At 69.2% G+C, this 26,284-nt stretch carries 28 protein-coding genes, 2 tRNA genes and 1 riboswitch; of the genes, 16 read left to right on the top strand and 14 right to left on the bottom strand.

Annotated elements, in window-relative coordinates; all coding sequences use genetic code 11:
* Positions 1-8: 8 nt before the first annotated feature.
* The 3 genes from AB0H88_RS15620 to AB0H88_RS15610 all read right to left on the bottom strand — a co-directional run bounded on the left by AB0H88_RS15620 (position 9) and on the right by AB0H88_RS15610 (position 1,817).
* A complete protein-coding gene (locus AB0H88_RS15620; RefSeq protein WP_357644727.1) occupies positions 9-905 on the bottom strand; it encodes a M1 family aminopeptidase in 897 nt (298 codons plus the stop codon).
* Entirely contained in the window at positions 860-1,363 is a 504-nt protein-coding gene (locus tag AB0H88_RS15615) for a hypothetical protein (RefSeq protein ID WP_357644725.1), read from the bottom strand. The genes AB0H88_RS15620 and AB0H88_RS15615 overlap by 46 nt, the downstream gene beginning before the upstream one ends.
* 94 nt (positions 1,364-1,457) lie before the next feature.
* A complete protein-coding gene (locus AB0H88_RS15610; protein WP_357644724.1) occupies positions 1,458-1,817 on the bottom strand; it encodes a hypothetical protein in 360 nt (119 codons plus the stop codon).
* Between AB0H88_RS15610 and AB0H88_RS15605 the strand changes: the two genes are divergently transcribed.
* A complete protein-coding gene (locus AB0H88_RS15605; protein ID WP_357644722.1) occupies positions 1,810-2,409 on the top strand; it encodes a hypothetical protein in 600 nt (199 codons plus the stop codon). The genes AB0H88_RS15610 and AB0H88_RS15605 overlap by 8 nt on opposite strands.
* Before the next feature lie 899 nt (positions 2,410-3,308).
* Here the strand turns inward: AB0H88_RS15605 and AB0H88_RS15600 are convergent.
* The gene (locus AB0H88_RS15600) at positions 3,309-3,812 is read right to left on the bottom strand and encodes a hypothetical protein (protein WP_357644720.1); all 504 of its coding nucleotides are present in this window, start codon (positions 3,810-3,812) and stop codon (positions 3,309-3,311) included.
* 7 nt (positions 3,813-3,819) lie between these two features.
* On the opposite strand from AB0H88_RS15600, the gene AB0H88_RS15595 reads away from it, so the two are divergent.
* Complete coding sequence (locus AB0H88_RS15595) at positions 3,820-4,380, top strand: hypothetical protein (protein ID WP_357644718.1); 561 nt, start codon at positions 3,820-3,822, stop codon at positions 4,378-4,380.
* A gap of 206 nt (positions 4,381-4,586) precedes the next feature.
* Here the strand turns inward: AB0H88_RS15595 and AB0H88_RS15590 are convergent.
* Positions 4,587-4,663, bottom strand: a tRNA-Pro gene (locus AB0H88_RS15590).
* A gap of 89 nt (positions 4,664-4,752) precedes the next feature.
* On the opposite strand from AB0H88_RS15590, the gene AB0H88_RS15585 reads away from it, so the two are divergent.
* Positions 4,753-4,823: transfer RNA gene (locus AB0H88_RS15585), tRNA-Gly, on the top strand.
* 231 nt (positions 4,824-5,054) lie between these two features.
* Here AB0H88_RS15585 and AB0H88_RS15580 read toward each other — a convergent pair.
* A complete protein-coding gene (locus AB0H88_RS15580) occupies positions 5,055-5,669 on the bottom strand; it encodes a hypothetical protein (protein WP_357644716.1) in 615 nt (204 codons plus the stop codon).
* A 158-nt stretch (positions 5,670-5,827) separates the two neighbouring features.
* Between AB0H88_RS15580 and AB0H88_RS15575 the strand changes: the two genes are divergently transcribed.
* The 7 genes from AB0H88_RS15575 (at position 5,828) to AB0H88_RS15545 (ending at position 12,064) form a co-directional block, all read left to right on the top strand.
* Positions 5,828-6,085: a hypothetical protein gene (locus tag AB0H88_RS15575; protein ID WP_357644714.1), complete on the top strand. Its 258-nt coding sequence runs from the start codon at positions 5,828-5,830 to the stop codon at positions 6,083-6,085.
* A gap of 114 nt (positions 6,086-6,199) precedes the next feature.
* Positions 6,200-6,835: a uridine kinase gene (locus tag AB0H88_RS15570; protein ID WP_357644712.1), complete on the top strand. Its 636-nt coding sequence runs from the start codon at positions 6,200-6,202 to the stop codon at positions 6,833-6,835.
* Positions 6,836-6,853: 18 nt separating this feature from the next.
* Positions 6,854-8,173, top strand: coding sequence for a TrpB-like pyridoxal phosphate-dependent enzyme (locus tag AB0H88_RS15565; RefSeq protein ID WP_357644710.1), 1,320 nt, complete (start codon positions 6,854-6,856; stop codon positions 8,171-8,173).
* A 354-nt stretch (positions 8,174-8,527) separates the two neighbouring features.
* Complete coding sequence (locus tag AB0H88_RS15560; RefSeq protein ID WP_357644708.1) at positions 8,528-9,307, top strand: DeoR/GlpR family DNA-binding transcription regulator; 780 nt, start codon at positions 8,528-8,530, stop codon at positions 9,305-9,307.
* Positions 9,304-10,374 carry a galactose-1-phosphate uridylyltransferase gene (gene galT, locus AB0H88_RS15555; RefSeq protein WP_357644706.1) on the top strand — a complete coding sequence of 357 codons (1,071 nt, stop codon included), beginning with the start codon at positions 9,304-9,306 and terminating at the stop codon, positions 10,372-10,374. The genes AB0H88_RS15560 and galT overlap by 4 nt, the downstream gene beginning before the upstream one ends.
* A gap of 69 nt (positions 10,375-10,443) precedes the next feature.
* Positions 10,444-10,584: riboswitch (cyclic di-AMP (ydaO/yuaA leader) on the top strand.
* A gap of 58 nt (positions 10,585-10,642) precedes the next feature.
* Positions 10,643-11,551 carry a hypothetical protein gene (locus AB0H88_RS15550; RefSeq protein ID WP_357644704.1) on the top strand — a complete coding sequence of 303 codons (909 nt, stop codon included), beginning with the start codon at positions 10,643-10,645 and terminating at the stop codon, positions 11,549-11,551.
* Between the two features lie 261 nt (positions 11,552-11,812).
* Entirely contained in the window at positions 11,813-12,064 is a 252-nt protein-coding gene (locus tag AB0H88_RS15545; protein WP_357644702.1) for a hypothetical protein, read from the top strand.
* Here the strand turns inward: AB0H88_RS15545 and AB0H88_RS15540 are convergent.
* The 4 genes from AB0H88_RS15540 to AB0H88_RS15525 all read right to left on the bottom strand — a co-directional run bounded on the left by AB0H88_RS15540 (position 12,061) and on the right by AB0H88_RS15525 (position 15,865).
* On the bottom strand, positions 12,061-12,597 hold the full coding sequence (locus AB0H88_RS15540; RefSeq protein ID WP_357644700.1) for a hypothetical protein: 537 nt from the start codon (positions 12,595-12,597) through the stop codon (positions 12,061-12,063). The two genes, AB0H88_RS15545 and AB0H88_RS15540, sit on opposite strands and share 4 nt — an antisense overlap.
* Positions 12,598-12,656: 59 nt before the next feature.
* Positions 12,657-13,298: a response regulator transcription factor gene (locus AB0H88_RS15535; protein WP_357644698.1), complete on the bottom strand. Its 642-nt coding sequence runs from the start codon at positions 13,296-13,298 to the stop codon at positions 12,657-12,659.
* Positions 13,295-14,419 carry a histidine kinase gene (locus tag AB0H88_RS15530; protein ID WP_357644696.1) on the bottom strand — a complete coding sequence of 375 codons (1,125 nt, stop codon included), beginning with the start codon at positions 14,417-14,419 and terminating at the stop codon, positions 13,295-13,297. The genes AB0H88_RS15535 and AB0H88_RS15530 overlap by 4 nt, the downstream gene beginning before the upstream one ends.
* Positions 14,420-14,560: 141 nt before the next feature.
* Complete coding sequence (locus AB0H88_RS15525; protein ID WP_357644694.1) at positions 14,561-15,865, bottom strand: site-2 protease family protein; 1,305 nt, start codon at positions 15,863-15,865, stop codon at positions 14,561-14,563.
* A gap of 158 nt (positions 15,866-16,023) precedes the next feature.
* On the opposite strand from AB0H88_RS15525, the gene AB0H88_RS15520 reads away from it, so the two are divergent.
* Positions 16,024-16,623: a response regulator transcription factor gene (locus tag AB0H88_RS15520; protein ID WP_357644692.1), complete on the top strand. Its 600-nt coding sequence runs from the start codon at positions 16,024-16,026 to the stop codon at positions 16,621-16,623.
* 155 nt (positions 16,624-16,778) lie between these two features.
* On the opposite strand, the gene AB0H88_RS15515 is transcribed toward AB0H88_RS15520, so the two are convergent.
* Positions 16,779-17,894: a PP2C family protein-serine/threonine phosphatase gene (locus AB0H88_RS15515; RefSeq protein ID WP_357644690.1), complete on the bottom strand. Its 1,116-nt coding sequence runs from the start codon at positions 17,892-17,894 to the stop codon at positions 16,779-16,781.
* A 118-nt stretch (positions 17,895-18,012) separates the two neighbouring features.
* Between AB0H88_RS15515 and AB0H88_RS15510 the strand changes: the two genes are divergently transcribed.
* Positions 18,013-19,239 carry a GNAT family N-acetyltransferase gene (locus tag AB0H88_RS15510; protein ID WP_357644688.1) on the top strand — a complete coding sequence of 409 codons (1,227 nt, stop codon included), beginning with the start codon at positions 18,013-18,015 and terminating at the stop codon, positions 19,237-19,239.
* 78 nt (positions 19,240-19,317) lie between these two features.
* Positions 19,318-19,464: a hypothetical protein gene (locus tag AB0H88_RS15505; protein WP_225292569.1), complete on the top strand. Its 147-nt coding sequence runs from the start codon at positions 19,318-19,320 to the stop codon at positions 19,462-19,464.
* Here the strand turns inward: AB0H88_RS15505 and AB0H88_RS15500 are convergent.
* Positions 19,461-19,928, bottom strand: coding sequence for a ribose-5-phosphate isomerase (locus tag AB0H88_RS15500; RefSeq protein WP_357644686.1), 468 nt, complete (start codon positions 19,926-19,928; stop codon positions 19,461-19,463). The genes AB0H88_RS15505 and AB0H88_RS15500 overlap by 4 nt on opposite strands.
* Before the next feature lie 104 nt (positions 19,929-20,032).
* Between AB0H88_RS15500 and def the strand changes: the two genes are divergently transcribed.
* Together def and AB0H88_RS15490 are read left to right on the top strand one after the other, a co-directional pair.
* Positions 20,033-20,518, top strand: coding sequence for a peptide deformylase (gene def / locus AB0H88_RS15495; RefSeq protein ID WP_357644684.1), 486 nt, complete (start codon positions 20,033-20,035; stop codon positions 20,516-20,518).
* 9 nt (positions 20,519-20,527) lie between these two features.
* Positions 20,528-21,271 carry an SDR family oxidoreductase gene (locus tag AB0H88_RS15490; RefSeq protein ID WP_357644682.1) on the top strand — a complete coding sequence of 248 codons (744 nt, stop codon included), beginning with the start codon at positions 20,528-20,530 and terminating at the stop codon, positions 21,269-21,271.
* A 68-nt stretch (positions 21,272-21,339) separates the two neighbouring features.
* Here AB0H88_RS15490 and AB0H88_RS15485 read toward each other — a convergent pair whose 3' ends face one another.
* Positions 21,340-22,743 (bottom strand): aldehyde dehydrogenase family protein, encoded by a 1,404-nt coding sequence (locus tag AB0H88_RS15485; protein WP_357644680.1) that lies wholly within the window; start codon positions 22,741-22,743, stop codon positions 21,340-21,342.
* Between the two features lie 192 nt (positions 22,744-22,935).
* Positions 22,936-23,439 (bottom strand): disulfide bond formation protein DsbA, encoded by a 504-nt coding sequence (locus tag AB0H88_RS15480; RefSeq protein WP_357644679.1) that lies wholly within the window; start codon positions 23,437-23,439, stop codon positions 22,936-22,938.
* A gap of 220 nt (positions 23,440-23,659) precedes the next feature.
* On the opposite strand from AB0H88_RS15480, the gene pepN reads away from it, so the two are divergent.
* Positions 23,660-26,218 (top strand): aminopeptidase N, encoded by a 2,559-nt coding sequence (gene pepN, locus AB0H88_RS15475; RefSeq protein ID WP_357644677.1) that lies wholly within the window; start codon positions 23,660-23,662, stop codon positions 26,216-26,218.
* The last annotated feature ends 66 nt before the right edge of the window (positions 26,219-26,284 follow it).

Raw genomic sequence — 26,284 nt, 5'->3', positions numbered from 1 at the left:
ACTGGGCTTTACTGAGCGGTTGGTGTGGTCGGCGAGTCGAGCCAGTCGTCGATCAGGGCGGTGAAGTCGTCCCCCGTCCGCTCGTTCAGCCACTTCACGAACGACGCCCGGTCCTGCGTGGTCCCCTTGTGCTCCTGCACCCAGGCGCGCAGGGTCGAGAAGAACCGCTCGTCCCCGAGCCGCTTGCGGATCTCGTGCAGCATCACCGCGGGACCGTAATACACGTTGCTCGCCCCGAACGCGCTCGCCTGGTAGTGCCCCGGCGGCCCGAACTGGTTGCGCAGCCTCCCGTCGAGCGCCCGAGCGTCGCTGAGATAGCTCTCCAGCTTCGAGCCGCCATGGTCGGCGGCCCACGCCCACTCGAAGTACATCGCGAAGCCCTCGTTCAACCAGACGTCTCGCCAGGTCCGGGGCGTGACCGCGTCGCCGAACCACTGGTGCGCCATCTCGTGCGCCACCACGTTGGCGGTGAGGAATTCGGGGGCCAGCGTCACCATCTGCTGGGTCTCCATCCCGGAGTCGCTGGTGACGACGACACCCGCGCTGTTGAAGGGGTAGGGACCCAGCCGCTTCTCGAGCCAGCGCAGGATCGCCGGGGTCTGCCGTACGACGGGGAGGTACTCCTTCCGGTCATCACGGCGGAGCCAGTACGTGATCGGGATCCCGCGCGGCCCCTTGGCGTCGAAGCGCTGGTAGCGATCAACGGTGAGCAGCGTGACATAACTGGCCACCGACTCGGTCGAGCGCCAGAGGTAGGTGTTCCCCTTGCGGCCTTCGAAGCGCCCGTGCGCCACCGCCGCCCACCCGCGCGGCACCGTGACCGCCACGTCGTAGCGGGCCTCGTCGGACGGGTGGTCGTTCACAGGGAACCAGGTGAAGGCCCCGTACGGCTCCTCAGCGCCCACGCCGACCCGTCGGCGGCCGAGCGGAGGCCGAGCTTGCTCGTGTCCGACCGGTACTGCCCCGTGCTCACAGGTTGGGGAACCCCGTGATAGCGGACGGCCACCTCGACCCGCTTGCCCGCCGCCACCGGGGAGCGCAGCGGAATGACCAGGTGATCGCCTGGGTGCCGGGCCTTGACCGTCTTTCCGGCGACCGTCACCCCGTCCACGCGCAACGCGCGGCCGAAGTCGAGCGAGATCTTGTCGATCTTCTTGACGGCTCTGACGGTGAGCCGAGCCGTACCGGTGAGCCGGCGCTTGGACGGCTTCCAGTCCAGCTTCAGCCCGTAGTGGAGGACGTCGATCGCGGGGTTGCCGTAGGCGGGGTAGACGGGGTCCGCCACCGGTTCCGAGAGACCCTTGTCGGGAACGCCCGGCACGGCTACCGCCGCGGTGAGTAAGAGGGAAATGATCGAATGCACCGCGCCACGGTAGTACGTCATGCTTTATGGCGATATAGAACGGCCGGTAAGCGTCGTTACCGCGGCGACCTCGCCGCCGTACACCGATGTCCTGTCAGCTCTTGTCGTAGACCCCGGCGGACCACATTCCGGGCCTGGCTCCCAGGTCGGCGGCCAATTCCAGGGCGACGTCGTACCTGATCAGTTCCTGAGCCGCGTACCTGCCGTCGCAGGTTCCCTTCCGCTTGTCGGCCACGGCGCAGCCGTCTAGTGACGCCTGCCCGATGAGCTCGGTGGGCGGGAAGACCCACACGCGGATGGACTGGCGCCCGTCCAGCCATCCGGAGGGGAGCGACCGCCGGTTGTAGGTGTGCCGGACCATGCCGCCCTGGCACCGGCTGACCTGCCCCGCACGGCTGCCCTCCGGCATTTCGTGGCCGGCGCGGGATGGCTGGATACTGGCGGCTATGATCATCGTCGACGTCGTCTTGGAAACCAACGACGTGGTGGACTTCACGGCCTGGCCGATCGCAGAGCCGTCGAGTGACCGCCTGCTCGCTCTCTCCGGCCAGATGGCCCCCGCCGAAGTCGGGACGGCCATGGCCGTCATCTTCAGCTACAACCACATCCCGGTCGTCCACGCCGCCGACATGACCGACGCCCAGCTGGAACAGCATTTCGCCGAAAGGGCGGCCCTCATCGCTCCAGGTGGGCTGCGTTTCCGCGACACCATCACGAATGTCAACGTCTCGCCCGGATGCTGCTTCGGCTTGGAGAACTGGCGCGACTGGTGGAGCGTGGCCGACGGGCAAGAGATCTGGCTCGGCCACGACCCCACACCAAGCGTCACCCACGATGGCCAGATCATCCAGCTCCGGCAACACGATCAGGGCGTCCCCATCGAGATCGCTCGGAGCGAACTCTCCAACCTGCTCGCCACAGCGCAACAGCGACTCACCGGATTCCTCAGCCTCGCCCAGCGATGGGCCACCGCCACTACCCCACGGGTGGCTGACCGGCTCATCTCAGCCCTGGACAAACACTTGATGATCACTGTGGCGGAGTAGGCGAACGCCATCGTCCTGACCACTTCGAAGCGAAGCCACTTGCGGACGGCATGGCTGCCCCCGCGTCACATATCCGCAAAGACCTCCTCGCTGATGGTCACATCGTGCGGGCCGTTGAACGGCGCCAGCGACAGCACCGTTGCCGGTCCGCAGCCTGGCGTTCTCCATGAACGCCTTCCGCACCTCTGATCACTTCACTCCCCGGGCACACTCGGGCGCGAGGCTGTCTCCCGGTGCTGCCTTGGAGTAAAAGGGCCGAGGAGCTTGATGCCAGGAGACCTCCACGATGGAGAGCCACGCGTCTACATGGGTCACTGCTGACGGATGCGGGCTACGAAATTGGTAGATCTTTCTACCCATAGTTCCCGTTATATGACATTTCCGACACCGTCCTTGACCTGGCCTTTTACTCTCGGCAGAGTCCCCCGCTGCCTCTTTAGAGGCACTTGACCTGCGGAAATGGCAAGGTACTCTCGCCCTACCACAAGCTTCCGGTTTAGCCACAGCAGTCCATAGTCATCCCTTCTGTCAGGATCTGTATGGGCAAATCCGGCCTCGTCCCGGAGGTCCCACACTTCCATGGCGCACCAAAATGCCCCAACCGCTCCACCGGCTGCCGATGACCACGCGGGCCAACCGGCGGGCCGGCCCTCTCAGCGGCCGCCTTCGGACGCCGAAGACCGCCAGGACTCTCACGGGAAGCACCAGGGCACTCAGGGGGAGCCGACCGGGCCAGCGAGCCCCGACCAAGACGGCACCAGCCGAAACGGCTCCCACCAGGAGGGCGTCGACCCTTCGCCGACCGCGACCCGTCCTGCACCTGAACCGACCCGCGCCTCGGACACGCCGCCATCCGCGACCGCACCGGCGCCGTCCCCAGACACACCCACCACCGCCCCTCAGCCAAGCTCCGACACACCCACAGCCACAGCCACCGCGCCATCCGACGCACCTTCAACCACAGCTACTCCACGGCCAACTTCAGACACACCCGCTGCCACTCCCACCTCCGGTACGCCGTCCACTACGCCCACCCCCACCGCGTCGGACTCGTCCTCCCCCACTGCCACCCCTACGCCGTCTGACTCACCGTCTTCCACCCCCACCCCCACCACATCCGGCTCGCCCTCGCCCTCGGACACCGCCACGACGCCCTCGGACACCGCCACGACGTCGGACTCGCCGTCAGCCGCGGCCACCTCCGAAGCCGAGCCGACCGCCACCTCCATTGATGCGACGACCACCACTTCGTCCTCGCCCATGCCGGCCGAGACCTCCACAACCGAGCTCACCGTTACGGAGGACAGCGCTGCCACGCCGACGGCGTCCAGCACCATGGCTCCAAGAGCCTTCCCCACACACTTCAACGCCGCGATCAGCAACCCACTACCGAGCTTGTCCACTCCAACGATGATCACCTCGGCCGTGGTGGTCGTGGCGGCCCTGCTGGCTGTGCTCACAGTGCTCGTGGCCAAGGCCCGCCGCGGGACCCGCTTGGCCACCGCCGGATACGTGGAACCCATCCCATCCACGCCCGACCTTCACCACAGCACCGCCGAGCCCGACGAGGGCGACCGGTGGAGGCGGCAACTCCTGGAAGCCATCGAGGCCGCCGCCTTCGACCAACGGGAAAATGTCCTACCCGGCGCACCCTACGGACAGGAGGACCCCCGACCCGAGACCAGTTCGCCCATACTCGGCTCCGGCACGGACCCTCAGGACACCGCCGCCTGGACTCCGCCATTCGAGCCCCTCAATCCCCCCGGCCCCCTGGAGTCGTTCTTCGACTCCGAACCAAGCAATAGCGTCGGCGACCTCCCGGAGACCTCCCCGTTCGACCCCTTCGCCCCTGCCGAGAGCGACCCCGACTCGGAGTACCACGGACGCAGGGGGCGCAGCGAACACCCCGCCACCGATGAAGGCGCCGACGACGACACCCCGCCGGGAGACACCGGTCAGTCCACCCCGTAGCCGACGGCGAAGGCGGCCGGCCGGGACAGCCGCGCTGGGCGGCCACCGCCTGCTCGACGACCGGGAGTACGCCCAGCGCCGCCACTCCGGTGCCTCCGTGCGCGGCATGTGCCGCGCTCAGTCCCCCCGAACACTGGGCAGCGCGGAACGATAGTCACACGGAAGGCCACCCACCAACCTGGTGAGTGGCCTTCGTACGGTCGAGCTGGTCGGGGCGACAGGATTTGAACCTGCGACTTCTTGCTCCCAAAGCAAGCGCGCTGCCAAGCTGCGCCACGCCCCGTCTCGCCGGGTACGCACGCGCTCCGTGACTCCGGTACGCTTACGCCCTGACGACCGGATGAAGTCTAGACCAGACTTCGACCGGTTCGCGCGGACGTAGCTCAATGGTAGAGCCCTAGTCTTCCAAACTAGCTACGCGGGTTCGATTCCCGTCGTCCGCTCTCACGACAAAAGGCCAGGTCATCCCGTACAGGGAGCCTGGCCTTTGTGATCTTCGTTTCGTTTTGCCGGTTGTGCGTGCCCGATCGCTTCTTCTGCTCGGTCTTGAGCTCTTCTGCTCGGTCTTGAGCGTCTTGCCGAGCGCTTGTGCGATGGCCTGGTCGCGCGCTCCTGTGTCGCGGGCCGCTAGATCAGCGCCACCCGTGTCGTGGAGGAGTGCGCCATCCGGGGCGTCAGCGCTCGGAAGCTCGCGCCCCTGGCTGCCGCGCCAGGCGGGATTGAACCAGGCGCTGACGGTGCGCGGGAATGTGGCGGGCGTTCATTGATCGTTGCAACAGGGCAGCATCGAACCCGTGCGTGCTCATGTGGTCGAGGAGCGGGTCGTATCGATCGGCCCGGTCTCGGCGGAGCTCCGTGACCAATCGGAGTTCCAGCCGCACTACCGGCACCTGGTGAGAGCCGCAGGTGATCAGGACGTAATGCTGCCATGGTCCGCTGCCCACACATTCCCACGCGTCCGAATCGACTTGCCGCTCGACCGTGCTGAGCTCCACGTGGGCCCCGTTCACCTCGAACCTGGTGAAGTACTGCGAAAATTCGGGGAGCCATGAGGCGGGATCTAGGCAGGGGAACGAGGAGAGTGCCGCGGCGAACGTGTCTACATCTTCTCGGCTGGCGAGCAGGATGTCGATGTCTCCGGCAGGGAGTGGGACGCCTTGCAGGAGTGCGGCGCTTGTGCCGCACACGCGATACGCCGGGTTGATGTTCACAGTTCCGAGCGCGTCGAGCGCCATGTCCAACGCCGTAGTTGCATCCGTCAGGTTCAGTGATCTTGTCCTGTCGCCCATATGGGGCAACGTATCCATCATGCGAGGGCGCGCGTCAGTCGTCCCGCGTACGCGGTCTGAGACGATCTTGCGGTGGTTTCGGCCGTTTTCGCGCTTCGTGAGGCCAGCTCGGTTACGCTCTTGATCTCGGTACCGGGCGTGCCCGCTAGGGAGGCCGCATGGCGGACAAAGGGATCACGACGATAGGCCGGTGCTACGGCTGCAAGCGCACCTTCGGCTTCGACCCGGAACGCGTCACGATGTTCCTGGTCGACCCCGATCCCGCGGCACCGCCGAGCATGACCGCCCCGGGCACACAGCCCACGCCGGAAGCCTTGGCTCGGTCGCGGCGGGAACCTGTGTGTCCCGATTGCGTGCGCCGGGGACAGCACACCAGGCAGGACGACGGGCCTACGTGGCCACGCGGCACCGCCTGAGCGGTCCCAGCACCATCTGAGCGGTCCCGCCGCCGCCCGAGTGGTCCCGGCGACCGCCCCAGTGCTCCCGGCGCCACCTGAGCGGTTTCGGGGGGAGCGCGTAGGCTCGGGGTGATGCGTGCGCGAGCGATCTCCCGAGAGGCCCTGGTCGAGGAACTGGCCGAGCGGATCGCGGGTCTGCCGCGCGACTCCTACGCGCGGGTCGCCGTCGACGGAGCGCCGCCCGCCCAGCCCGAACGGCTGGCGGACGAGCTGGTCGCGCCGCTCAGGGCGCGGGGCAGGGCCGTGTTGCGGGTGTCCGCTGCCGACTTCCTGCGGCCCGCGTCCCTCAGGCTCGAGTACGGCCGGACGAACCCCGACGCCTTCTACGACGACTGGCTCGACACCGGGGCGTTGACCCGGGAGGTGCTCGGCCCGCTGGGGCCCCAGGGGACCGGCAAGGTACTGCCGGCGCTCTGGGACAGCCGGGCCGACCGCGCGTACCGCCTGCCGTACCAGACGCTGCCTCAGGGGGCCGTACTGCTGCTCGACGGGACGCTGCTGCTGGGCCGCTGGTTGCCCTTCGAGGTGAGCGTGCATCTGTGGCTGTCGGAGGGGGCGCTGGGGCGGATGACCGGGGAGGACGAGCGGTGGCGGCTGCCCGCGTACGCGCGCTACGAGCGGGAGGCCGATCCGTTGCGGACCGCCGACGTTGCCGTACGCGCGGACCATCCCGGACGAATGGCCATCCTGATGGAGAGCGGGCGGTGACCAGCGCACACTGGGGCCATGAGCTCCAGCATTCCCAGCAGCTGGTACAACATCGTGCCCGATCTGCCCGCGCCACCGCCTCCGCCGCTGCATCCGGGCACGCGGCAGCCGGTGGGACCCGATGACCTGGCGCCGCTGTTCCCGATGGAGCTGATCGGCCAGGAGGTGAGCACCGAGCGGTACATCGCCATTCCCCAGGAGGTCCTCGATGTCTACCGGCTCTGGCGGCCCACCCCGCTGATCCGGGCGCGTCGGCTGGAGAAGGCGCTCGGCACGCCCGCGCGGATCTACTACAAGTATGAGGGTGTCTCCCCCGCCGGGTCGCACAAGCCGAACACCGCCGTCCCCCAGGCGTACTACAACGCCCGCGAAGGCGTCCGGCTGCTCACCACGGAGACCGGTGCGGGACAGTGGGGGTCGGCGCTGGCGTTCGCGTGTGCGCAGTTCGATCTGGAGTGCCAGATCTGGATGGTCCGCGCCTCCTACGATCAGAAGCCCTATCGGCGCTCGCTCATGCGGGTGTACGGCGCGACGGTGTACCCCAGTCCCTCGACCGTGACCGGGGTGGGCAGCAAGGTGCTGGCCGACGACCCCGGCTCGCCCGGCAGTCTCGGCATCGCGATCAGCGAGGCGGTCGAGGTGGCCGGCGCGAACCCGGACGCCCGCTACGCACTCGGCTCGGTGCTGAACCACGTGCTCATGCACCAGACCGTCATCGGTGAGGAGGCGCTGGCCCAGCTGGCGGAGATGCCCGACCTGATCATCGGCTGCACCGGAGGCGGTTCGAACTTCGCCGGGCTCACCTTCCCGTTCCTGCGCGAGAAGCTGGCCGGGAACCTCGACGTCACGCTGCGCGCCGTCGAGCCCGAGGCGTGCCCGTCGTTCACGCGGGGCGTCTACGCCTACGACTTCGGCGACGCGGCGGGCTTCACGCCGCTGCTCAAGATGCACACGCTGGGCCACGGGTTCGTGCCCGACCCGATCCACGCGGGCGGGCTGCGTTATCACGGCATGTCGCCGTTGCTGTCGCACATGTACGAGCTGGGCCTGTTCGAGGCGGTGACCAGGTCGCAGACCGAGTGCTTCGAGGCAGGTGTGCGCTTCGCCCGTACAGAGGGCATCGTCCCGGCGCCGGAGCCGACGCACGCGCTGGCCGAGACCATCGCCGAGGCGCTGCGGTGCAGGGAGAGCGGCGAGGAGAAGGTGATCCTGACCGCGCTGTGCGGGCACGGCCACTTCGACCTGGCCGCCTACGACCGCTACCTGTCAGGGCGCATGGAGGACTACCCGCTCCCGCAGGAGCGCATCGAGGAGGCCCTGCACGATCTCCCCGGCTGAATCGACGGGGCCCTGCGCGGTCTCCCCGGCTGAATCGACGGGGCCCTGCGCGGTCTCCCCGGCTGAATCGACGGGGCCCTGCGCGGTCTCCCCCGCTGAGCCGTTGCACCGGCCGGGGTGAAGGAGCTCACCACGGCCGGCCGGCCATCAGTTCGCGTTCGGGCGCTTGCCGTGGTTGGCCTTCTTCTTCTTGCGCGCCTTGGTCTTGCGAGATCGCTTCGCCATGGATACCTCCAGTGATTGGTCCGCGTTCCAACGTCTCGCGCTGTGGTCTACCGCACAACCCGTGCGACCTAACATTCCCCAACAAAGTCGTGTCATAATTTGGTGGAATCTGTTGGAAGGAGCGGGGGCGTGCTCGCACAGCAGCGCCAGCAGGCGATTCTCGAACGCGTGCGCAGCAGCGGCGGCGTTCGGGTGGCCGACCTCGTTCGCGAGCTCGGCGTCTCCGACATGACGGTCCGCCGCGACCTCGAGGTGCTCGCCGAGCGCGGGCTGCTGGAGAAGGTGCACGGCGGCGCGACCGCGCTGGGTCCCGGCTCGACCGAGGAGCCGGGCTTCACCGCCAAGTCCGCCCGCCAGCAGCAGGAGAAGGAGGCCATCGCGCGCCGCGCCGCCCAGTTCGTCCGGCCCGGCACCGCGGTCGCCCTGTCGGCCGGGACCACCACCTGGGCCCTGGCCCACCACCTCATCTCGGTGCCCGAGCTCACGGTCATCACCAACTCGATCCCGGTGGCCGACGTCTTCCATCGCAACCCGCGCGCCGACCGCACGGTCGTGCTGACCGGCGGCGTACGCACACCGTCCGACGCCCTCGTCGGCCCGGTCGCGGTGGCCGCGATCCGGCGGCTGCACGTGGACACGCTGTTCCTCGGCGTGCACGGGATGAGTGTGCGGGCCGGGTTCACCACGCCCAATCTGCTGGAGTCGGAGACCGACAGGGAGCTGGTGCACGCGGCGCACCGGCTGGTCATCCCGGCCGACCACACCAAGTGGAACACGGTCGGCATCAGCACGATCGCCGATCTGACCGAGGCCGACGCGGTCATCAGCGACTCGGGACTGCCCGAGGAGGCACGTATGGAGCTGGGCGAACGCGCCGGCGAACTGATCATCGCGGAGGACTCGCAGTGAAACGCACCATCACCCAGCTGGCCGACGGCCGAGAGCTGATCTACTTCGACCGGCGCGACGACGCCGACCGGAGCGCGATCGACCGGCGGGCGCTCGACCCCAGGCCGATGGCGTCGGAGCTGCGCTACGACCCGCTCACCGAGGAGTGGATCGCGATGGCGGGGCACCGCCAGACGCGTACGTTCCTGCCTCCGGCCGACGAGTGCCCGCTGTGCCCGTCGTCCGAGACGAGGGCTTCGGAGATCCCGGCGTACGACTATGACGTGGCGGTCTTCGAGAACCGCTTCCCCTCCTTTTCCGGAAATTTCGGGACTTATGGGGATGTCGGGGGGCTGAGCGAGGTCCGGCCGGGGGTGGGGCGGTGTGAGGTGGTGTGCTTCACCTCTGAGCATTCGTCGTCGTTCTCGCGGCTCTCCGACGAGCAGGTGGGCCTGGTCATGGAGGCGTGGGCCGACCGTACGGCCGAGCTGTCCGCGATCGAGGGCGTCGAGCAGGTGTTCTGCTTCGAGAACCGGGGCGAGGAGATCGGCATCACGCTGCCGCACCCGCACGGACAGATCTACGCCTACCCGTACGTGACCCCGCGGACCAAGCTCCAGCTCGCCGCGGCCGCCCGGCACCGGGGCGGCAACCTCTTCGCCGATGTGCTGGCGGCCGAGCGGGCCGCCGGGGTGCGCGTGGTGGCGGCCAACGAGTTGTGGACGGCGTTCGTGCCCGCCGCCGCCCGCTGGCCGTTCGAGGTGCACGTGTATCCGCACCGGCAGGTGCCAGACCTGGCCGCGCTGTCGGAGGAGGAACGCGCCGCCTTCGCCCCGCTCTACACATCCGTGCTGCGGGCGCTCGACGGGCTGTTCGGCGTCCCCATGCCGTACATCTCGGCCTGGCACCAGGCGCCGGTCCGGCAGGATCGTGACCTGGGCTATCTGCACCTGGAGCTGTTCAGCATCAGACGGGCGCCCGGGAAACTCAAGTATCTGGCGGGCTCGGAGTCGGCCATGGGCGCGTTCGTCAACGATGTCCTGCCGGAGGAAGCCGCGCGCATGCTTAAATCACAGGTAGATCTCTAATTGGTTTCCGCTTGGAGTCGCATGACCTTGGATTTACCACTAATATCCCATTTCAGCACCGACCGTAACGGTCGGTGCCGGCCTAATCCCGGGCGCGTGGCCCGGGAGCCGGGGACCCATCGCGTCTTGGGGTGAATCCACTCAGGTGGTAAGGCGGCATCTCCCTGCCCGAACCCGTCAGCTAACCCGGCCGGCATAGGGAGAGGAACCCTCCGTGGCGGCTGCGTCCCCCTCGAGTCTTGCCATCGCTCTCATCACCTCCGCTTCCATGGCCCTCGGAGCCTTCACGGCCGCGCCCGCCGCTGCCGCCCCCAAGCCCAGCGAGGCTCAGCTCCGCGCGGAGCTGAAGCAGCTGGACAAGAAGGTCGACAAGCTCATCGAGACCTACAACCTCAAGCGCGTCGAACTGGCCAAGGCCAAACAGGACTCGGAAACGACCAAGAAACGGCTGGCCACGGCGGAGACCCAGCTCATCACCGCCCAGAGACGCGTCGCCGAGCTCGCGCGCCTGCAGTACCAGAACGGCACCGGCGCGCTGCCGAACCTCACCCTTCCGACCGACGCCTCCAGCGCGGCGTTGCTGGACCACCTCGCGGCCGAGCAACAGGCGATCGTGCAGGGCGTGGCCGCCGCCCGAAACGAGAAGAAGGCGGCCGTGGACCAGGCGACCGCCCTCGAGTCGAAGATCCGCGACGACGCGGCGAACGTGGCCCAGCAGCGGGACGACGCGCAGGACGTCATCAAGGACATCCAGAAGAAGCTGAAGAGCCTCATCCCGTTCGGCCCCGGCCGCCGCTCGGACGGAAGCTGGGCGCCCGAACTGCCGGCCGGCTCCGACAACATCACCGCCCGGATGCGGGTGATCCGTGGGTTGATCCAGAAGGACTTCGCGTTGCCGTACGAGGTGGGCTGCTTCCGCTCGGGCGGCGGCGGCGAGCACCCGCTGGGGCGCGCGTGCGACTTCATGATGAGCACCGGCGGCAGCATGCCCAGCTCGGCCCACCAGGCGCTCGGCGACCGCGTCGCGGCCTGGGCGCTGGAGAACAAGGACAAGCTCGGGGTCAAGTACGTGATCTGGAAGCAGCGCATCAACCAGGGCTCGGGGTGGAGCTCGATGTCCGATCGCGGCAGCATCACCCAGAACCACTTCGACCATGTGCACATTTCGATGTTCTAGAAGGAGACGAATAGCATCTGATGAGCTATTCGCGCTCTTGAAGAAGGCGTTTTAGCCGGCCGTCGGTCTGTGAGGGCGTACCGCCCTGCTCAAGACGGGCTCCGACGGTTTGGTTCACCCCACCGAGGGGTGGACCAGCCCGGTGTGGGCACTCCAGGGCGGCGTGTTCACCGGCGGCAACGGCATCGTCGTCGGGTTGTGTCCCGACGGTGCGCCTCCCGTCAGCTACATGCCGGGCGGCATACATGCCGGGCGGCATACATGCTGGGCGGCACGGCAAACATCTACGGCGACTACCGCAAGTCCTGCCTGCACCGCGTCACGGTCTCCGCCGACCGCGCCACGCTCGACGTCCACTACCTGACGACCGCACCCGGCAACGCGCAGAATGTCGCGTACTGGCCCGCGAGCGGAGAGCTGTGGCTGGTCAACGAGTTCCGCGGGGACTATGACGGCGTGTACGGGAGCGACCGCCTGGTGCCGGCGTTGAGCTGCCCGGATCTCACGTGCTAAGAGCCGGGCCCGCCGACCGGAACGGGAGCCGGTCGCGGCGCGGCCGTCGCCCTTGCCCTGACGTGGATGCCGCCGACCCTGGCCAGCATCGTCGACACGTTGAGCAGGATGATCGCCGCCTTCAGCGCGTTCGCTCCCACGTCGTGCGCGGCCATCCAGCGGCCCAGTTCGGGACCGAACACGTGCGTCGCGCCGTACGAGAAGGCGAGCTTCGTCAGGGTGATGGCTACCCAGGCGGTCACGTAGGCAAGCCCGGCCCTGGAGTACACGGCCTGCTTGTCCGGCACGTACTCGAACCGCATGAACGAGACCGCGGCCAGTCCCATCGCCAGGCCGAGCACGGTGGCCGCGGCTTCGAGCAGCAGCCCGGTGCCCGACAGCTCGAAGCCGTCGAAGAAGATCGGAACCAGCGCCGCCGCCCCTGCCACAGGGCGCAGGAGCCGGAACAGCCCCACCTTCCGCCGGCCGATGTCGCTTTCGATGGCGATCGCAAAGATGATCAGGTTGAGGAGGATTACGCTCACATCGCTCATGGCAGACGACGGTAGGCCGCAGGGCCGGGGCCGATCGTCAAGCCGGAGGTTGGTTCGCGTCAACCCGTGGGTTGAGAGTCGGAGGCGATCCCCCGCCGGTAGGCGTAACGGACGGCCTGCGCGCGGTCCCGCGCCCCGATCTTCGCGAAGATGCGGTTGATGTGCGTTTTCACCGTGGCCTCGCTCACGCGCAGCCGCTGCACGATCTCCCGGTTGGACAGCCCCGCCGCGACCAGCTTGAGCACTTCCAGCTCGCGGTTCGTCAACCCGTCCGGAGGCTCGGGGGACGGAGCGGCGTCGAAGAGCGACTCGCGGACCCGCTTGGTGAGCAGGCTGCGTCCCTCAGCGGCGGCGGCCACCGCCTGGTAGATGTCCTCGCGTGAGGCGTCCTTGGTCAGGTAGCTGAGCGCGCCCGCGCGCAACGCCGCCGCGATCTCCCGCTGATCGGAGTAGGTGGTGAGCACGACCACGCCGGTCCGCGGGTGTTCACGACCGATCCACCGGATGGCCTCGACGCCGTCGAGTTCGGGCATGCGCAGGTCCATCAGCACCACGTCGGGACCGTGCGCCGCCACGGCCGCGACCGCGTCCGCGCCGGTGCCTGCCGTCGCGACCACCTCCACGTCGGGCAGCAGGCCGAGCAGGACCGCCAGTCCGTCGCGGACGACCGGGTGGTCGTCGGCCACAACCACCTTGATCACAGCGGGATCCGCACGTCGACGTGCCACTCCTCTCCCTTGGGGGCCGCGCTCAGCGTCCCGCCCAGCCGCTCCGCCCGTTCCCTGAGCCCGCGCAGCCCGAAGCCGGGGCCGACCGGCGCGGCAGGGCCCTGGCTGACAACGCTCAGCGTGGCGTGTGTGCCGTATGCGAGGCGTATGCGCACGGGGCTTCCCGGCGCGTGCTTGCGTGCGTTCGTGAGCGCCTCCTGCACACCCCGATACAGCGTCAGGGCGACGTCGGCGGACAGCTCCGCGGATGCCGCCTCCATCTCCAGCTCCGCGGGCTTGCCGGCACGGTCGGCGTAGGCCGTGGCCAGGCCGGTCAGCAGTTCCTCCAGTGGCAGCGCCTCGTCCCGCAGCGCGAGAATGGCGCGCCTGGTCTCCACCAGCCCCTCGTCGGCCAGTTCCTGCGCCCGCCGGAGGAAGACTCTGATCCGCTCGTCCTCCGCCCCCTCCTCCACCAGCGCGTCCACCACCTTGAGCTGCACCGAGAGCGCCGACAGCGCGTGCGCCTGGATGTCGTGGATCTCCCTGGCGATCCGCGAACGCTCGGCCAGCGCCGCCGCCCTGGCCCGCTCCTGCGCCGCCCGTTCGGCGTTGCCCAGGAGCAGCTCTGCCTGCTCCGCGCGCTGCAGCACCTGCTTCCTGAACGTCCCGAGCAACACGCACGCCACCAGCACCGAGACGTGCGCGACCAGGTACGGCCAGGGCGGGGAGGGCCTCAGCGAGACCGTGGCCGCGACGGTCGCGAGCGTGATCGGCAGGACCTGGCGCGGCGGCAGCCTGGCTCCGGCGTCGATGAGCGCCACGGCGGGGAACGCGACGGCCACGCCCGCACCCGCACCCGTCAGCGCGGCCCCCGCGACGCCCATCAGCAGCAGCGCCACGACCAGCGAACGGCGGCCGAGCCAGTCCGAGGCCAGCCAGAGCAGCCATCCCGCGCTCGCCGCCGCGAGCAGCCCGGCCATCACGACGGGACGGCGGTCGATCAGGCCGGGATCCGTCCGCATGATGGTGACCAGGAGGACCACCAGCCCGGCGAGCCGGACGGCGCGGAGCGGCCACGTGAGCCGGCCGCTGTGCGGGAGCGCGAAGACGAACATCTACCGCACCCGGATCGCTTCCGACACATTCACGCACCGAATGTACGGCACCCGGTGGGCCAGGTCAGCCGCGCTCCGCCCGCTACGACGTGGGCGCCCAGCGACGCTGAGCTCCCGGCAGACCTGACCGCCGCCCGCCAGTCAGCCGGTGAGCGTGAGCGGGTTGATCAGGTCGGCGTAGACGAGCAGGCCGGCCATGATGATCATGACGAAGGCCAGGGCATAGGTGAGCGGCAGCACCTTGGCGATGTCCACGTACGCGGGCTCGGGACGCCGCGTGACGCGGGCGTAGGCGCGCTTGAGGCCCTCCCAGAGGCCGCCCGCGATGTGGCCGCCGTCGAGCGGCAGCAGCGGGATCAGGTTGAACATGCCGATCGCCAGGTTGAACCCGGCCAGCAGGTTCACCAGGAAGGCGACCTTCTTCTCGCCCGACAGGTCGGAGGAGAGGATCTCGCCGCCCATGCGTCCGGCGCCCACGACGCCGACCGGGCCCTCGGGGTCGCGCTTGTCGCCGGAGAACGCGGCGTGCCACACGCCGACCATCTTCTGCGGCAGGTTCAGCAGCGAGTCGGCGACCCGGCCGGTGAGCTGGCCCATGTAGCCGACCACGACGCCGAGGCTCTGCTGCTCCATGACCTCGGTGGGCATGACGCCGAGGAAGCCGACTCCCTTGTCGATCTTCTTCGGGTCGGTGGGCGACGGCCGGTCCTGGGCGATGAGCGTCACGTTGAGGGTCATCGGCTTGCCGTCGCGCACGATGCCGACGGCGACGGGGCCGGCACCGTGCGAGCGGATCAGGCGGGTGGCGTCGTCCCACGAGGCGATCTTCTGGCCGCCGAAGGAGACGAGCCGGTCCCCGGGCTTCATGCCGGCCTTGGCGGCGGGCGTCGGCTGGTCGGAGGCGCGGCAGTCGGTGCGCTGCTCGCTGATCGGGATCACGCAGGTGTTGGTCTGCGGGGACACCACCGGGGTCAGCGCGGGCAGCCCGATGCCGACGAGCAGGACCGAGAAGAGGATGAACGACAGCACGAAGTTCATGAACGGGCCGCCGGACATGATGATGACCTTCTGCCACCACTTCTTCCGGTAGAAGACCCGCTCCTCGTCGCCCGGTCGCACCTCTTCCTGCGCCGCGTCGCGGGCGGTCTCGATGAGACCCTGGAACGGGCCGGTGGAGGAACCCCTGAGCTTGGTGGGATCGTCGCCGGGCCGTGGCGGCAGCATGCCGATCATGCGAATGTAGCCGCCCAGCGGGATCCACTTGATGCCGTACTCGGTCTCACCTCGCCGGATGGACCAGGCGGTCGAGCCGAAGCCGACCATGTACTGGGGCACCCTGACGCCGAAGATCTTGGCGGGCACGAAGTGACCGAGTTCGTGCAACGCGACAGACGCCATCAGCCCGATCAGGAAGACTACGATCCCCGCGAGGTAAAGCCAGTTCATCTAGTCCCGCTCCAGGGCAGACAGAAGGTCCCGACAGCCCCCAGAGTAGTCGAAGTCATTGCACCTCGATGGCTTGCGCACCCTTTGCCGCGGCGCCACATTTCGTTGACAGTAGGCGATCAAGCGATCACTCTGGGGGATGACGGAGGTGGGAGCCCTTGATCCGGATTCTGGTCGCCGAGCATCTGCCGCTGGTCCGGCGCGGATTGGTGGCGTCGCTCGACGCGGAGCCCGACCTGCGGGTGGTCGCCGAAGTGGAAGACGCGGACGGCGTCCTGCCCGCGGCGGCCGCTTGCGCGCCCCACACGGCGATCGTCGATCTGGACCTGCCCGGCGGGGGTGGCCTGTTCCCCGCGGCGCGGCTGCGCGAGCAGGGCTGTCACGTACTCATCCTGTCGGCGCAGCCCAATCCCGGTCAGGTGCGCAGGGCGTTCGCCACGCACGCGCTCGGGTTCATGAGCCTCGACGTCGCGCCCGAGCGGCTCGCCGAGAGCCTGCGACTGGTCGCCGCCGGGCGCCGCGCGGTCGACTCCGACCTGGCGATCGCCGCCCTCCAGTCGGTCGCCAACCCGTTGACCAGGCGCGAGCTCGACGTGCTGCGGATCGCGGCGGGCGGGGCCCGTTCGACGGAGATCGCCGACCAGCTCTTCCTGTCGGTGGGCACCGTACGCAACCATCTGTCGCGCATCATGTGCAAGACCGGGGCCCGCAACCGCATCGACGCGGTACGCATCGCGAGCGACTCAGGCTGGCTGTGAGGCCCTCTAGTGCTGTGAGGCCCACTAACAAGGAGACCGGGCCCCGGTGAAGCCGCGCCGCTCCACCGAGACCCGGAGTGGTGAACTCTTCGAGCATCTCAAGGTCGATCAAGCGCTGCCAGTGACCTTGTTCACCCCTTGACCCGTGTGATTCGTCACGGACGCCAGATGAGCACCAGCGCGCAGTCGTCGTTGTGACCCGACGCCATGGCGTTGACCAGGGCCCGCGCGCCGTCACGGAAGCCCGAGGGCAGCAGCCGCTCCGCCTCGCCGAGCAGCTTGTCGAGCCCGGCGTCGATGTCGCGCCCCGGCTGCTCGATCAGCCCGTCGGTGTAGAGCAGCAGCGCGTCGCCCTTGCGCAGGGTGCCACTGTCGGGCTCGCAGTGCAGGTCGGGGACCACGCCGAGGACGACGCCCTTGGCCGTGGCGACCTGCCAGTTACCCGTGCCCGCGTCGAACTTGACCACCGGCGGGTGGCCGGCCGAGGTGATCGTGTAGTCGCCCGTCGCCAGGTCGAGGCGTACGTGCACGGCTGTCACGAACCCCTCGTCACCGCGCTGACGGTGCAGATAGGTGTTGCAGGCGGGCAGGAAGTCGACGCCCGAGCCGAGCAGCCCGCCGAACGTGCCGGACAGCAGCAGCGCCCTGGTGCCCGCGTCGACGCCCTTGCCCGACACGTCTACCAGCGCGATCTCCACCTTGTCCTCGTCGCGCATGGAGACCAGGAAGTCGCCGCCGAAGGAGGAGCCGCCGGCCTGCTTGAGCACGACCTTGCCGCCCCAGTCCTTGGGCAGCGCGGGCAGCTCACCCTGGCTCCTGAGCCGGTCGCGCAGCTCCAGCAGCATGGCGTCGCCGCGCAGCCCCTGCACGCCGAGCTTGCCCCGGGTGCGGGCCATCAGCACCGCCAGCACCGTGGTGAAGCCGATCGTCACCATGAGCCCGAGGCCGATCTGGCCGACCCCGAGGGTGCCGGCGATATAGCCGAGCGAGATGATCACCGCGACGAGCAGCTTGATCAGGCTGTTCAGCCGGAGCTGCAGACCGCCCACCAGGAGGACGAGGATGAGCAGCGAGGGCGAGAACCACTCGGTCGAGATCTGCGCGGCGAGCAGGCCGAGGACGAGCGTGAGCATCGTCAAGGTGACCAGCAGGTTGCGGTCTCGGGCCAAGGAGCCCCTCCTGAGAAACCGGACGGCGGACACCAGAAACGGCACCCGCACCAGGAGCGCGCGGAGCCGTGGCGGTATCTGCAGCGCCGAACGGGAACTCATGATGCGCCTGACTGTAGCGCTCTGGCCTCCCTTTGGGCAGCCCACTTGACCAAGGCCTTGATCATTAAGCACGTATATTGGGTGGCCTTCCCCCTTTGCCCGCTCCTACCGTGGACGGATGACGTATCCGATCCGTCCGGTGGACGAAGCCGAGTGGCCGAAGTTCGCCGATGTGCTCTCTGAAGGCTTCAACTGGACGCCCCATCCCCAGGAATTCGAACGAGCCAAGGCGCAGATCGAGTTCGATCGGACGCTCGCCGCGTTCGACGGCGATCTCATGGCCGGTGTCACCGCCGTCTACTCCTTCACCATGTCGGTCCCCGGCGCGCAGATCCCCGTCGCGGGAGTGACGGCCGTCAGCGTGCTCCCCTCCCACCGCCGTCGCGGCGTGCTGTCGAGCCTGATGCGCAGGCAGCTGTCCGACGTGCGCGAGCGGGGCGAGTCCGTCGCCGCCCTGTACGCCTCGGAGTCCGTCATCTACGGCAGGTTCGGCTACGGCAGGGCGTCGACCGAGATGGGGTTCAGCATCGCCAAGCACGGCTCGGCCTTCGTGGCGAACGCCCCCACGGACCCCGCGCTGCGCCTCAGGGTGGCCAAGCCGGCCGAGGCCCGAGCCGAGTTCGAGCGGCTGTTCGCCTCCGTGGTGACCGCCCGCCCCGGGCGCTACCTCCGTAACGAGCACTTCTGGGATGCTCTGCTGGCCGACGAGGAGTTCGACCGGCGCGGGGACGGGGCGCTCCGCTCGGTGATCGCCGAGGATGACCGGGGCGTACGCGGTTACGCGCTGTTCAGGGTCAAGGCGAACTGGGACGACAACGGTATGTCCGACGGCCTGCTGAAGCTGGTGGAGCTGGAGGCGGCCGACCCCGCCGCCCGCGCGCTGCTGTGGCGCAGCGTGCTCGACCGCGACCTGGTCTCCCGGGTGGAGGGCAGCCGGGCGGTGGACGACGCGCTCCTCGCGCTGCTCGCCGACCCACGGCAGCTCCGGGCGAGCTGCATCGACGAACTGTGGGTACGCCTCGTGGAGGTGGACCGGGCGCTGACCTCGCGGGCGTACTCGTCGGCCGTCGACGTGGTGATCGAGGTCGAGGACGACGTGTGCCCGTGGAACGCCCGCCGCTGGCGGCTCAGCGCCGACACCTCCGGCGCGGAGTGCAAGCCGGTGGAGGACGAGCCCGACCTGTCGCTGCGAGTCTCCTCGCTCGGCTCGGCGTACATGGGCGACGGCCTGCTCGCGGCGCAGCTCGACGCGGGGCTGCTGCGCGAGCACTCGGCGGGCTCGGTACGCGGGCTCGCCGCCGCCATGGCGTGGAGCCCGAAGCCGTGGGGAGGACTGTCCTTCTGACGCGGTCCCGTCGGACGCGAGCCGCGCGGGCCCCTCGGACGCGAGCCACGCGGGCCCCTTTGACGTAGGCTCGCGGGCATGGCACTGCAGAGCTTGCAGATCACCGCGATCACCGCGATGCGGGCCCGCGACGTGTCGCGGCCCTCGAAGGAGCAGCAGGAGGCCGCCGACCGGCGGCCCCTGCGTGACGAGATGCCCAGACGCGACCCCAAGCGGCGCGCTTAGGGCAGAGAGGGCAGCTGGCCGATCGTCTCGTAGGTCGTCACCTGCGCGATGCGGCGGGCGTGCCGCTCCGAGCCGGAGAACTGGGTGGCGAGGAAGGTCTCCACGAAGCCGGTCGCCTCGTCGTCGGAGTGCATGCGCGCCCCGATGGAGACGATGTTGGCGTTGTTGTGCTCGCGGGCAAGTCTGGCCGTCTCCTGGCTCCAGGCCAGGGCGGCCCGGATGCCGCGCACCTTGTTGGCGGCCATCTGCTCGCCGTTGCCCGATCCCCCGATGACGACGCCCAGGCTGCCTGGATCGCCGGCGACGCCCTCGGCGGCCCGCAGGCAGAACGCCGGATAGTCGTCCTCGGCGTCGTAGACGAACGGACCGCAGTCGGTCACCTCGTGCCCGTGGTCCTTGAGCCAGGACGCGAGGTGGTTCTTGAACTCATAGCCGGCATGGTCGGCACCGATGTAGACACGCACGCGCCCAGTCTTCCACAGCGCCGCACACGTGCCTCGCACGCGCGCGTCAGCTGGCTAGAGTAAGGACCTCATCGGTTATCCAGTCCTTACGGAAGTAGAGCATCATGCGCGAGATCCGCGTCCTCGGCGATCCTGTGCTGCGCACACCCGCCGAGCCCGTCGAAGGCTTCGACCGTGAGCTGCGCCGCCTCATCGACGAGATGTTCCAGGCGATGTACGCGGTGGACGGCGTCGGCCTGGCCGGTCCGCAGATCGGTGTGCCGCGACGGCTGTTCGTCTATGACATCAGCCGGCGCAAGGGCCACATGATCAATCCCGTGCTGACCGTGGACGATCCGGAAGAGGTGCTGGACGAGGAGGGCTGCCTGTCGGTGCCCGACCGGGAGACGGGCACGCCGATCTACGCCCCGGTGGCGCGGGCCGCGGGAGTGACCGTCGAGGGGTTCGACCGGCTCGGCCGCCCGCAGCGCGTCAGGGCACGCGGCTCGCTGGCCCGCTGCTTCCAGCACGAGACCGAGCACCTGGACGGGAAGCTGTACGTCGACCGGCTGCCGAAGCCGGAGGCGCGCAAGATCATGCTCAGAACGTAGGTTGGTCGCATGAGTGAATCTTCGGGAAAGGTCTTTTCGGGCAAAGGCGCGTTGGTCACAGGTGGCTCCCGGGGCATCGGCCGGGCCATCGTCGAGCGGCTGACCGCCGACGGCGCCGAGGTGGTCTTCACCTATCGCGGCAACGCGGAGTCGGCCAAGGAGGTGGCCGCGGCGACCGGAGCGCATGCCGTACAAGCCGATCAGGCGAGCAGGGCGGATCTCGACCGGCTGTTCGCCACGGCCGAGGAGCTGTTGCCGGGGCTCGACATCCTGGTCGGCAACGCGGCGGAGACCGGGCAGGGACTCATCGCCGACGTCACGGACGAGTCCTACGAGCGGGCGTTCGCGGTCAACGCGCGTTCGGCGTTCCTGGCCATCCAGTGGGCCGGGCGGGTGATGCGCGACGGCGGGCGGATCATCAACATCTCCACGCTCAACACGCGCGTGCCCGGCCCGGGGATCTCCCTCTACGCGGGGAGCAAGGCGGCCGTCGAGCAGTTCACCAAGGTCGCGGCGCGTGAGCTGGGCGGGCGCGGCATCACGGCCAACATCGTCTCGCCCGGCGCGACCGACACCGACATGCTGCGCGACAACAATCCGCCGGAGGCGCTCGAACAGATGCCCGCGATGACCGCGCTGCGACGGCTGGGGAAGCCGGACGACATCGCGGCCGTGGTCGCCTTCCTGGCCGGGCCCGACGGGCGGTGGATCACCGGCCAGAACCTGCTGGCGGCCGGCGGGCTGCTCCTCTGAGCCGCGTCGGCTGCAAACCGCACCAGCTTCTGAGCCTGAGGGGCAACGGCTTCTCGGGTACGGAGACTTCAGAGCTGCAGCGACTTGACCTCGAGATACTCCTCCAGCCCGTGCTCGCCCAGTTCACGGCCGATGCCCGACTGCTTGTAGCCGCCGAACGGGGCGAGCGGGTTGAACGCGCCGCCGTTGATCGCGACCTGCCCGGTGCGCAGCCCGCGGGCCACCGCGACCGCGCGCTCCTGGGTGCCCGCCCACACCGCGCCGGCCAGGCCATAGGGGGTGTCGTTGGCGATGCGGACGGCCTGATCCTCGCTGGTGTAGGGGATGATCGACAGGACCGGGCCGAAGATCTCCTCCTGCTCGATCGTCATGCCCGGCTCGACCGCGGCGAAGACGGTCGGCTCGACGTAGAAGCCGTGCGGGTGCGGGCGTTCGGTGCCCCCGGTCACCAGCCTGGCGCCCTCTTCCTGGCCCCGGTTGATGTAGTGGATCACGCGGGCGCGCTGGGCCGCGGAGACGAGCGGGCCGATGCGGGTGCTCTCGTCGAACGGGTCGCCCACGGTGTAGCGGCGCGCCGCGTCGACGGCGAGGTGGACCGCGTCGTCGTACTGGTCGCGGTGGACGATCATGCGGCTCCACGCCGAGCAGGTCTGGCCGGCGTTGACGAAGCAGTTGGCGACGCCGACCTTGACGGCGGCGCCCAGGTCGGCGTCGGGCAGGATCAGGTTGGCGGACTTGCCGCCGAGCTCCAGCGCCACCCGCTTGACCGATTCGACCGCCAGCGACGCCACTCGGCGCCCGGCGGCCGTCGAGCCGGTGAAGGAGATCATGTCGACCTCCGGGTGCGCGGCCATGGCCTCGCCCACCACCGGACCGCGCCCGCTGACCAGGTTGAACACCCCGGCGGGCAGGCCCATCTCGTGGAAGATCTCGGTCAGCGCGTACGCCGCCAGCGGCGCCACCTCGGACGGCTTGAGCACGACCGTACAGCCGGCGGCCAGAGCCGGGGCGACCTTGCACACGATCTGGTGCAGCGGGTAGTTCCACGGGGTGATCGCGGCGACCACGCCGACCGGCTCCTTGAGCACCAGCGAGTTGCCGACGCGCGACTCGCGCGGATGGCTCTCGGCCAGCCGGGCGTAGCCGGCCAGCACACCCGCGGGCATCAGCGTCTGCACCTTGAGCGCGAAGCCCAGGGGCGAGCCCATGTCGGTCGCGATGGTCTTGGCGATGTCGCCGGCGCGCTCGGTCAGCAGCTCGGCGGCGGCGGCCAGCAGCTTGCCGCGCTCGGCGGCGGGAGTGGCCGCCCAGGACGGAAAGGCGCTCCGCGCGGCGCGTACAGCCGCCTCGACGTCGTCGGGGGCGCCGGCCGGCACCCGGTCGATGATCTGCTCCGTGGCCGGATTGACGACCTCGATGGGCTCGCCGGAGACCGAAGCGGTCCAGGCACCGCCGATGTACAGCTGACGCATAGCCCCCATCCTCGCGCGCCGGCCGTCGCTGAGCGAGGGCGTGGCGCCTTGTGCGGCTGCTCCTTCAGAAGAGTACGGCCGGACGCACCGGATAGGCGCGGATTGCGCCGCTACATGTCAGCGAAACAAGCCACCGGGGAAAAAGCCACCGCGGAAAAAACCGCTGCGGAAGAAGCCGCTGCGAGGTGAGAGTCAGTCGAAGCTCGGCCGCCGGGTGCGCGAGCGCTTGAGCTCGAAGAAGTCGTCGAACTCGGTGACCAGCAGCACGCCGTCCCAGAGCCGGCCCGCGTCCTCACCCCTGGGGATGGTGGTGACCACCGGGCCGAAGAAGGCGTTGGAGCCGACGCGGATGACGGGGGTGCCGACCTCCTGGCCGACCAGGGTGATGCCCTCGTTGTGCGACTTGCGGATGACGTCGTCGTACTCGGTCGAGTCCATGGCCTCGGCGGCCAGGCCCTTGTCGAGACCCACGGCCTCGAGCGACTCCTCGGCGATCACGCGCAGGGTGTCGAGGTCTCTGCCCCGGCCCTCGTTGTGCAGGCGGGTGCCGAACTCGGTGTAGAGGCGACCGACGTACTCCTCGCCGAAGCGGTCGGCGGCGGCGGCGATGACCCTGATGAGCTTGGTGCCCCGGGCGGACGACGCACGGTAGTCGTCGGAGACGTCCTTGTCCTCGTTGAGGACCTGCAGGCTCATGATGCGCCAGCGAGGCTCGATCGGACGAACCTTCTCGACTTCGAGCAGCCATCGTGACGTCACCCAGGCAAATGGGCAGAAAGGATCGAACCAAAGGTCTACGGGGGTCGTGTCAGTCACGAGGGCCATAACCTGGGGTGTCGATGTCCTATTCCCCGCGTGGCAGGATACCGACAAACCTCCATAAAGTGGCGAAAAGAAGTGCGAAAAGGAGTGGAACTTGGCAGGCAACCTGACCCGGGACGAGGCTCGCGAGCGCGCCCGGCTGTTGAAGGTCGAGTCGTATGAGGTCGCACTCGATCTGACCGAGGGAGACGAGCGCTTCGAGAGTGTCACGACCGTCCGGTTCAGCAGCACCCGGCCGGGCTCGGCCACGTTCATCGATCTGCACGGCGCGCACGTGCGCCAGGTCACGCTCAACGGGGCCGACCTCGACGTCTCCACCTACGACGCGGAGAAGGGGCGCTTCCCGCTCCCCTCGCTGGCCGAGTCCAACGAGCTGCGCGTCGACGCCGACTGTGTCTACATGCGCAGCGGCGAGGGGCTGCACCGCTTCGTCGACCCGGTGGACCAGAAGGTCTACCTGCACAGCCAGTTCGAGACGGCCGACGCGCACCGCATGTACGCCTGTTTCGACCAGCCCGACCTCAAGGCCACCTTCCAGCTGACCGCGCTGGCCCCGGCCGACTGGGAGGTCGTCTCCAACGCGGCCGCCTCCTCGGTCGAGCACCTGCCCGAGCAGGCCGGCAAGCACGGCGCGGTGCGGGCGGCCAAGCGCTGGATGTTCCCCGCCACGCCGGTCATGTCGACCTACATCACCGCGCTGGTGGCCGGGCCGTACTACAAGGTGACCTCCGAGCACGACGGCATCCCGCTGGGCATCTACTGCCGCGCCTCGCTCGCCGAGCACCTCGACGCCGACAACATCCTGGAGGTCACCCGGCAGGGCTTCGACTTCTTCCACAAGGTGTTCGGCGTCCGTTACCCGTTCGGCAAGTACGACCAGCTGTTCGTGCCGGAGTTCAACGCGGGCGCGATGGAGAACGCCGGCTGCGTGACGTTCCTGGAGGACTACGTCTTCCGGTCCAGGGTCACCGACGCCGTCGTCGAGCGGCGCGCCGAGACGATCCTGCACGAGATGGCGCACATGTGGTTCGGCGACCTCGTGACCATGCGCTGGTGGGACGACCTGTGGCTGAACGAGTCGTTCGCCACCTACATGTCGGTGCTCGCCCAGGCCGAGGCGACCCGCTGGGGCAAGGGCGCCTGGACGACGTTCGCGAACGTGGAGAAGTCCTGGGCCTACCGCCAGGACCAGCTGCCGTCCACGCACCCGATCGCCGCGGACATCCCCGACATGCAGGCGGTCGAGGTCAACTTCGACGGCATCACCTACGCCAAGGGCGCCTCGGTGCTCAAGCAGCTGGTCGCGTACGTCGGGCTGGACAACTTCCTGGCCGGGGTACGCGACTACTTCGGCGAGCACGCCTGGGGCAACACCGAGCTGAAGGACCTGCTCGGGGCGCTGGAGCGGACCTCGGGGCGCGACCTGTCCTCGTGGTCCAAGGAGTGGCTGGAGACCGCCTGGGTCAACACGCTGCGCCCGTCGTTCACGGTCGCCGACGGCCGCTTCGAGACCTTCGAGGTGCTGCAGGAGGCGCCGGCCGACTACCCGACGCTGCGCTCGCACCGGGTCGCGGTCGGCCTCTACTCGCTGGCCGACGGCGTGCTGACGCGCACCAAGCGGGTCGAGCTGGACGTGGTGGGCGCCCGTACGACGGTCTCGGAGCTGATCGGCGTGGAGCAGCCCGACCTGGTCCTGGTCAACGACGACGACCTGACCTACGCCAAGATCCGCCTGGACGAGCGGTCGCTGCGTACCCTGGTCGACGGTGGCATCGCCGGCTTCACCGAGTCGCTGCCCCGGGCCCTGTGCTGGTCGGCCGCCTGGGACATGACCCGCGACGGCGAGATGTCCACCCACGACTACGTCAAGCTGGTCGTCTCGGGCGTCGGCACAGTCAAGGACATCACGGTCCTGCAGGCCGTGCTCCGGCAGGCACGGATGGCCGCGCAGCAGTACGCCGACCCGGCCTGGCGGGCCGAGGGCCTGTCGCTGCTGGCCACCGAGCTGCGCAAGCTGCTCGCCGCGGCGGCGCCTGGCTCGGACCACCAGCTCGCCTTCCTGCAGGCGTTCGCGCCCACGGCCACTTCCGAGGCCGACCTGGCGATCATCTCCGGCATCCTGGACGGCTCGGCCGTGCCCGAGGGGCTGACCGTCGACACCGACCTGCGCTGGACGCTCGTCCACGCGCTGGTGGTGGGCGGCCGGCTGGACGGCGCCGACATCGACGCCGAGCTGGCGCGCGACGCCACCGCCACCGGCGAGCGCTCCGCGGCGCTGTGCCGGGCGGCCATCCCGACGGCCGAGGGCAAGGCCGCCGCGTGGGCCTCGATCGTGGGCGGCAAGCTGGCCAACCACATCGCCCGTACGACGGTCAACGGCTTCCAGGACCCGCACCACCCGGAGCTGCTGGCCCCCTACCGGGAGAAGTACTTCGCGGAGATCGGCCGGATCTACCGGGAGTGGACGTTCGACCAGGCGCAGACGTTCACGGTCGGCTGCTTCCCCGCGCTGCTCATCGAGCCGGAGACCGTGCGGGCGGCGGAGTCCTACCTGGAGAAGGAGCAGCCGCCGCAGGCGCTGCGCCGGATGATCCTGGAGGGCGCCGACGGCGTCAGCCGCGCCCTGCGCAACCGTGCGAAGGACGCGTCCTAGCGCACCGCTCTTGAGAAGGGGTCTCCGGTGACGGGGGCCCCTTTTCGCGTTCCCGGACTCTTGACA

Source organism: Nonomuraea sp. NPDC050680 (assembly GCF_040654555.1).
Lineage (GTDB): Bacteria > Actinomycetota > Actinomycetes > Streptosporangiales > Streptosporangiaceae > Nonomuraea.
This window is presented reverse-complemented; position numbering and strand designations above follow the sequence as displayed.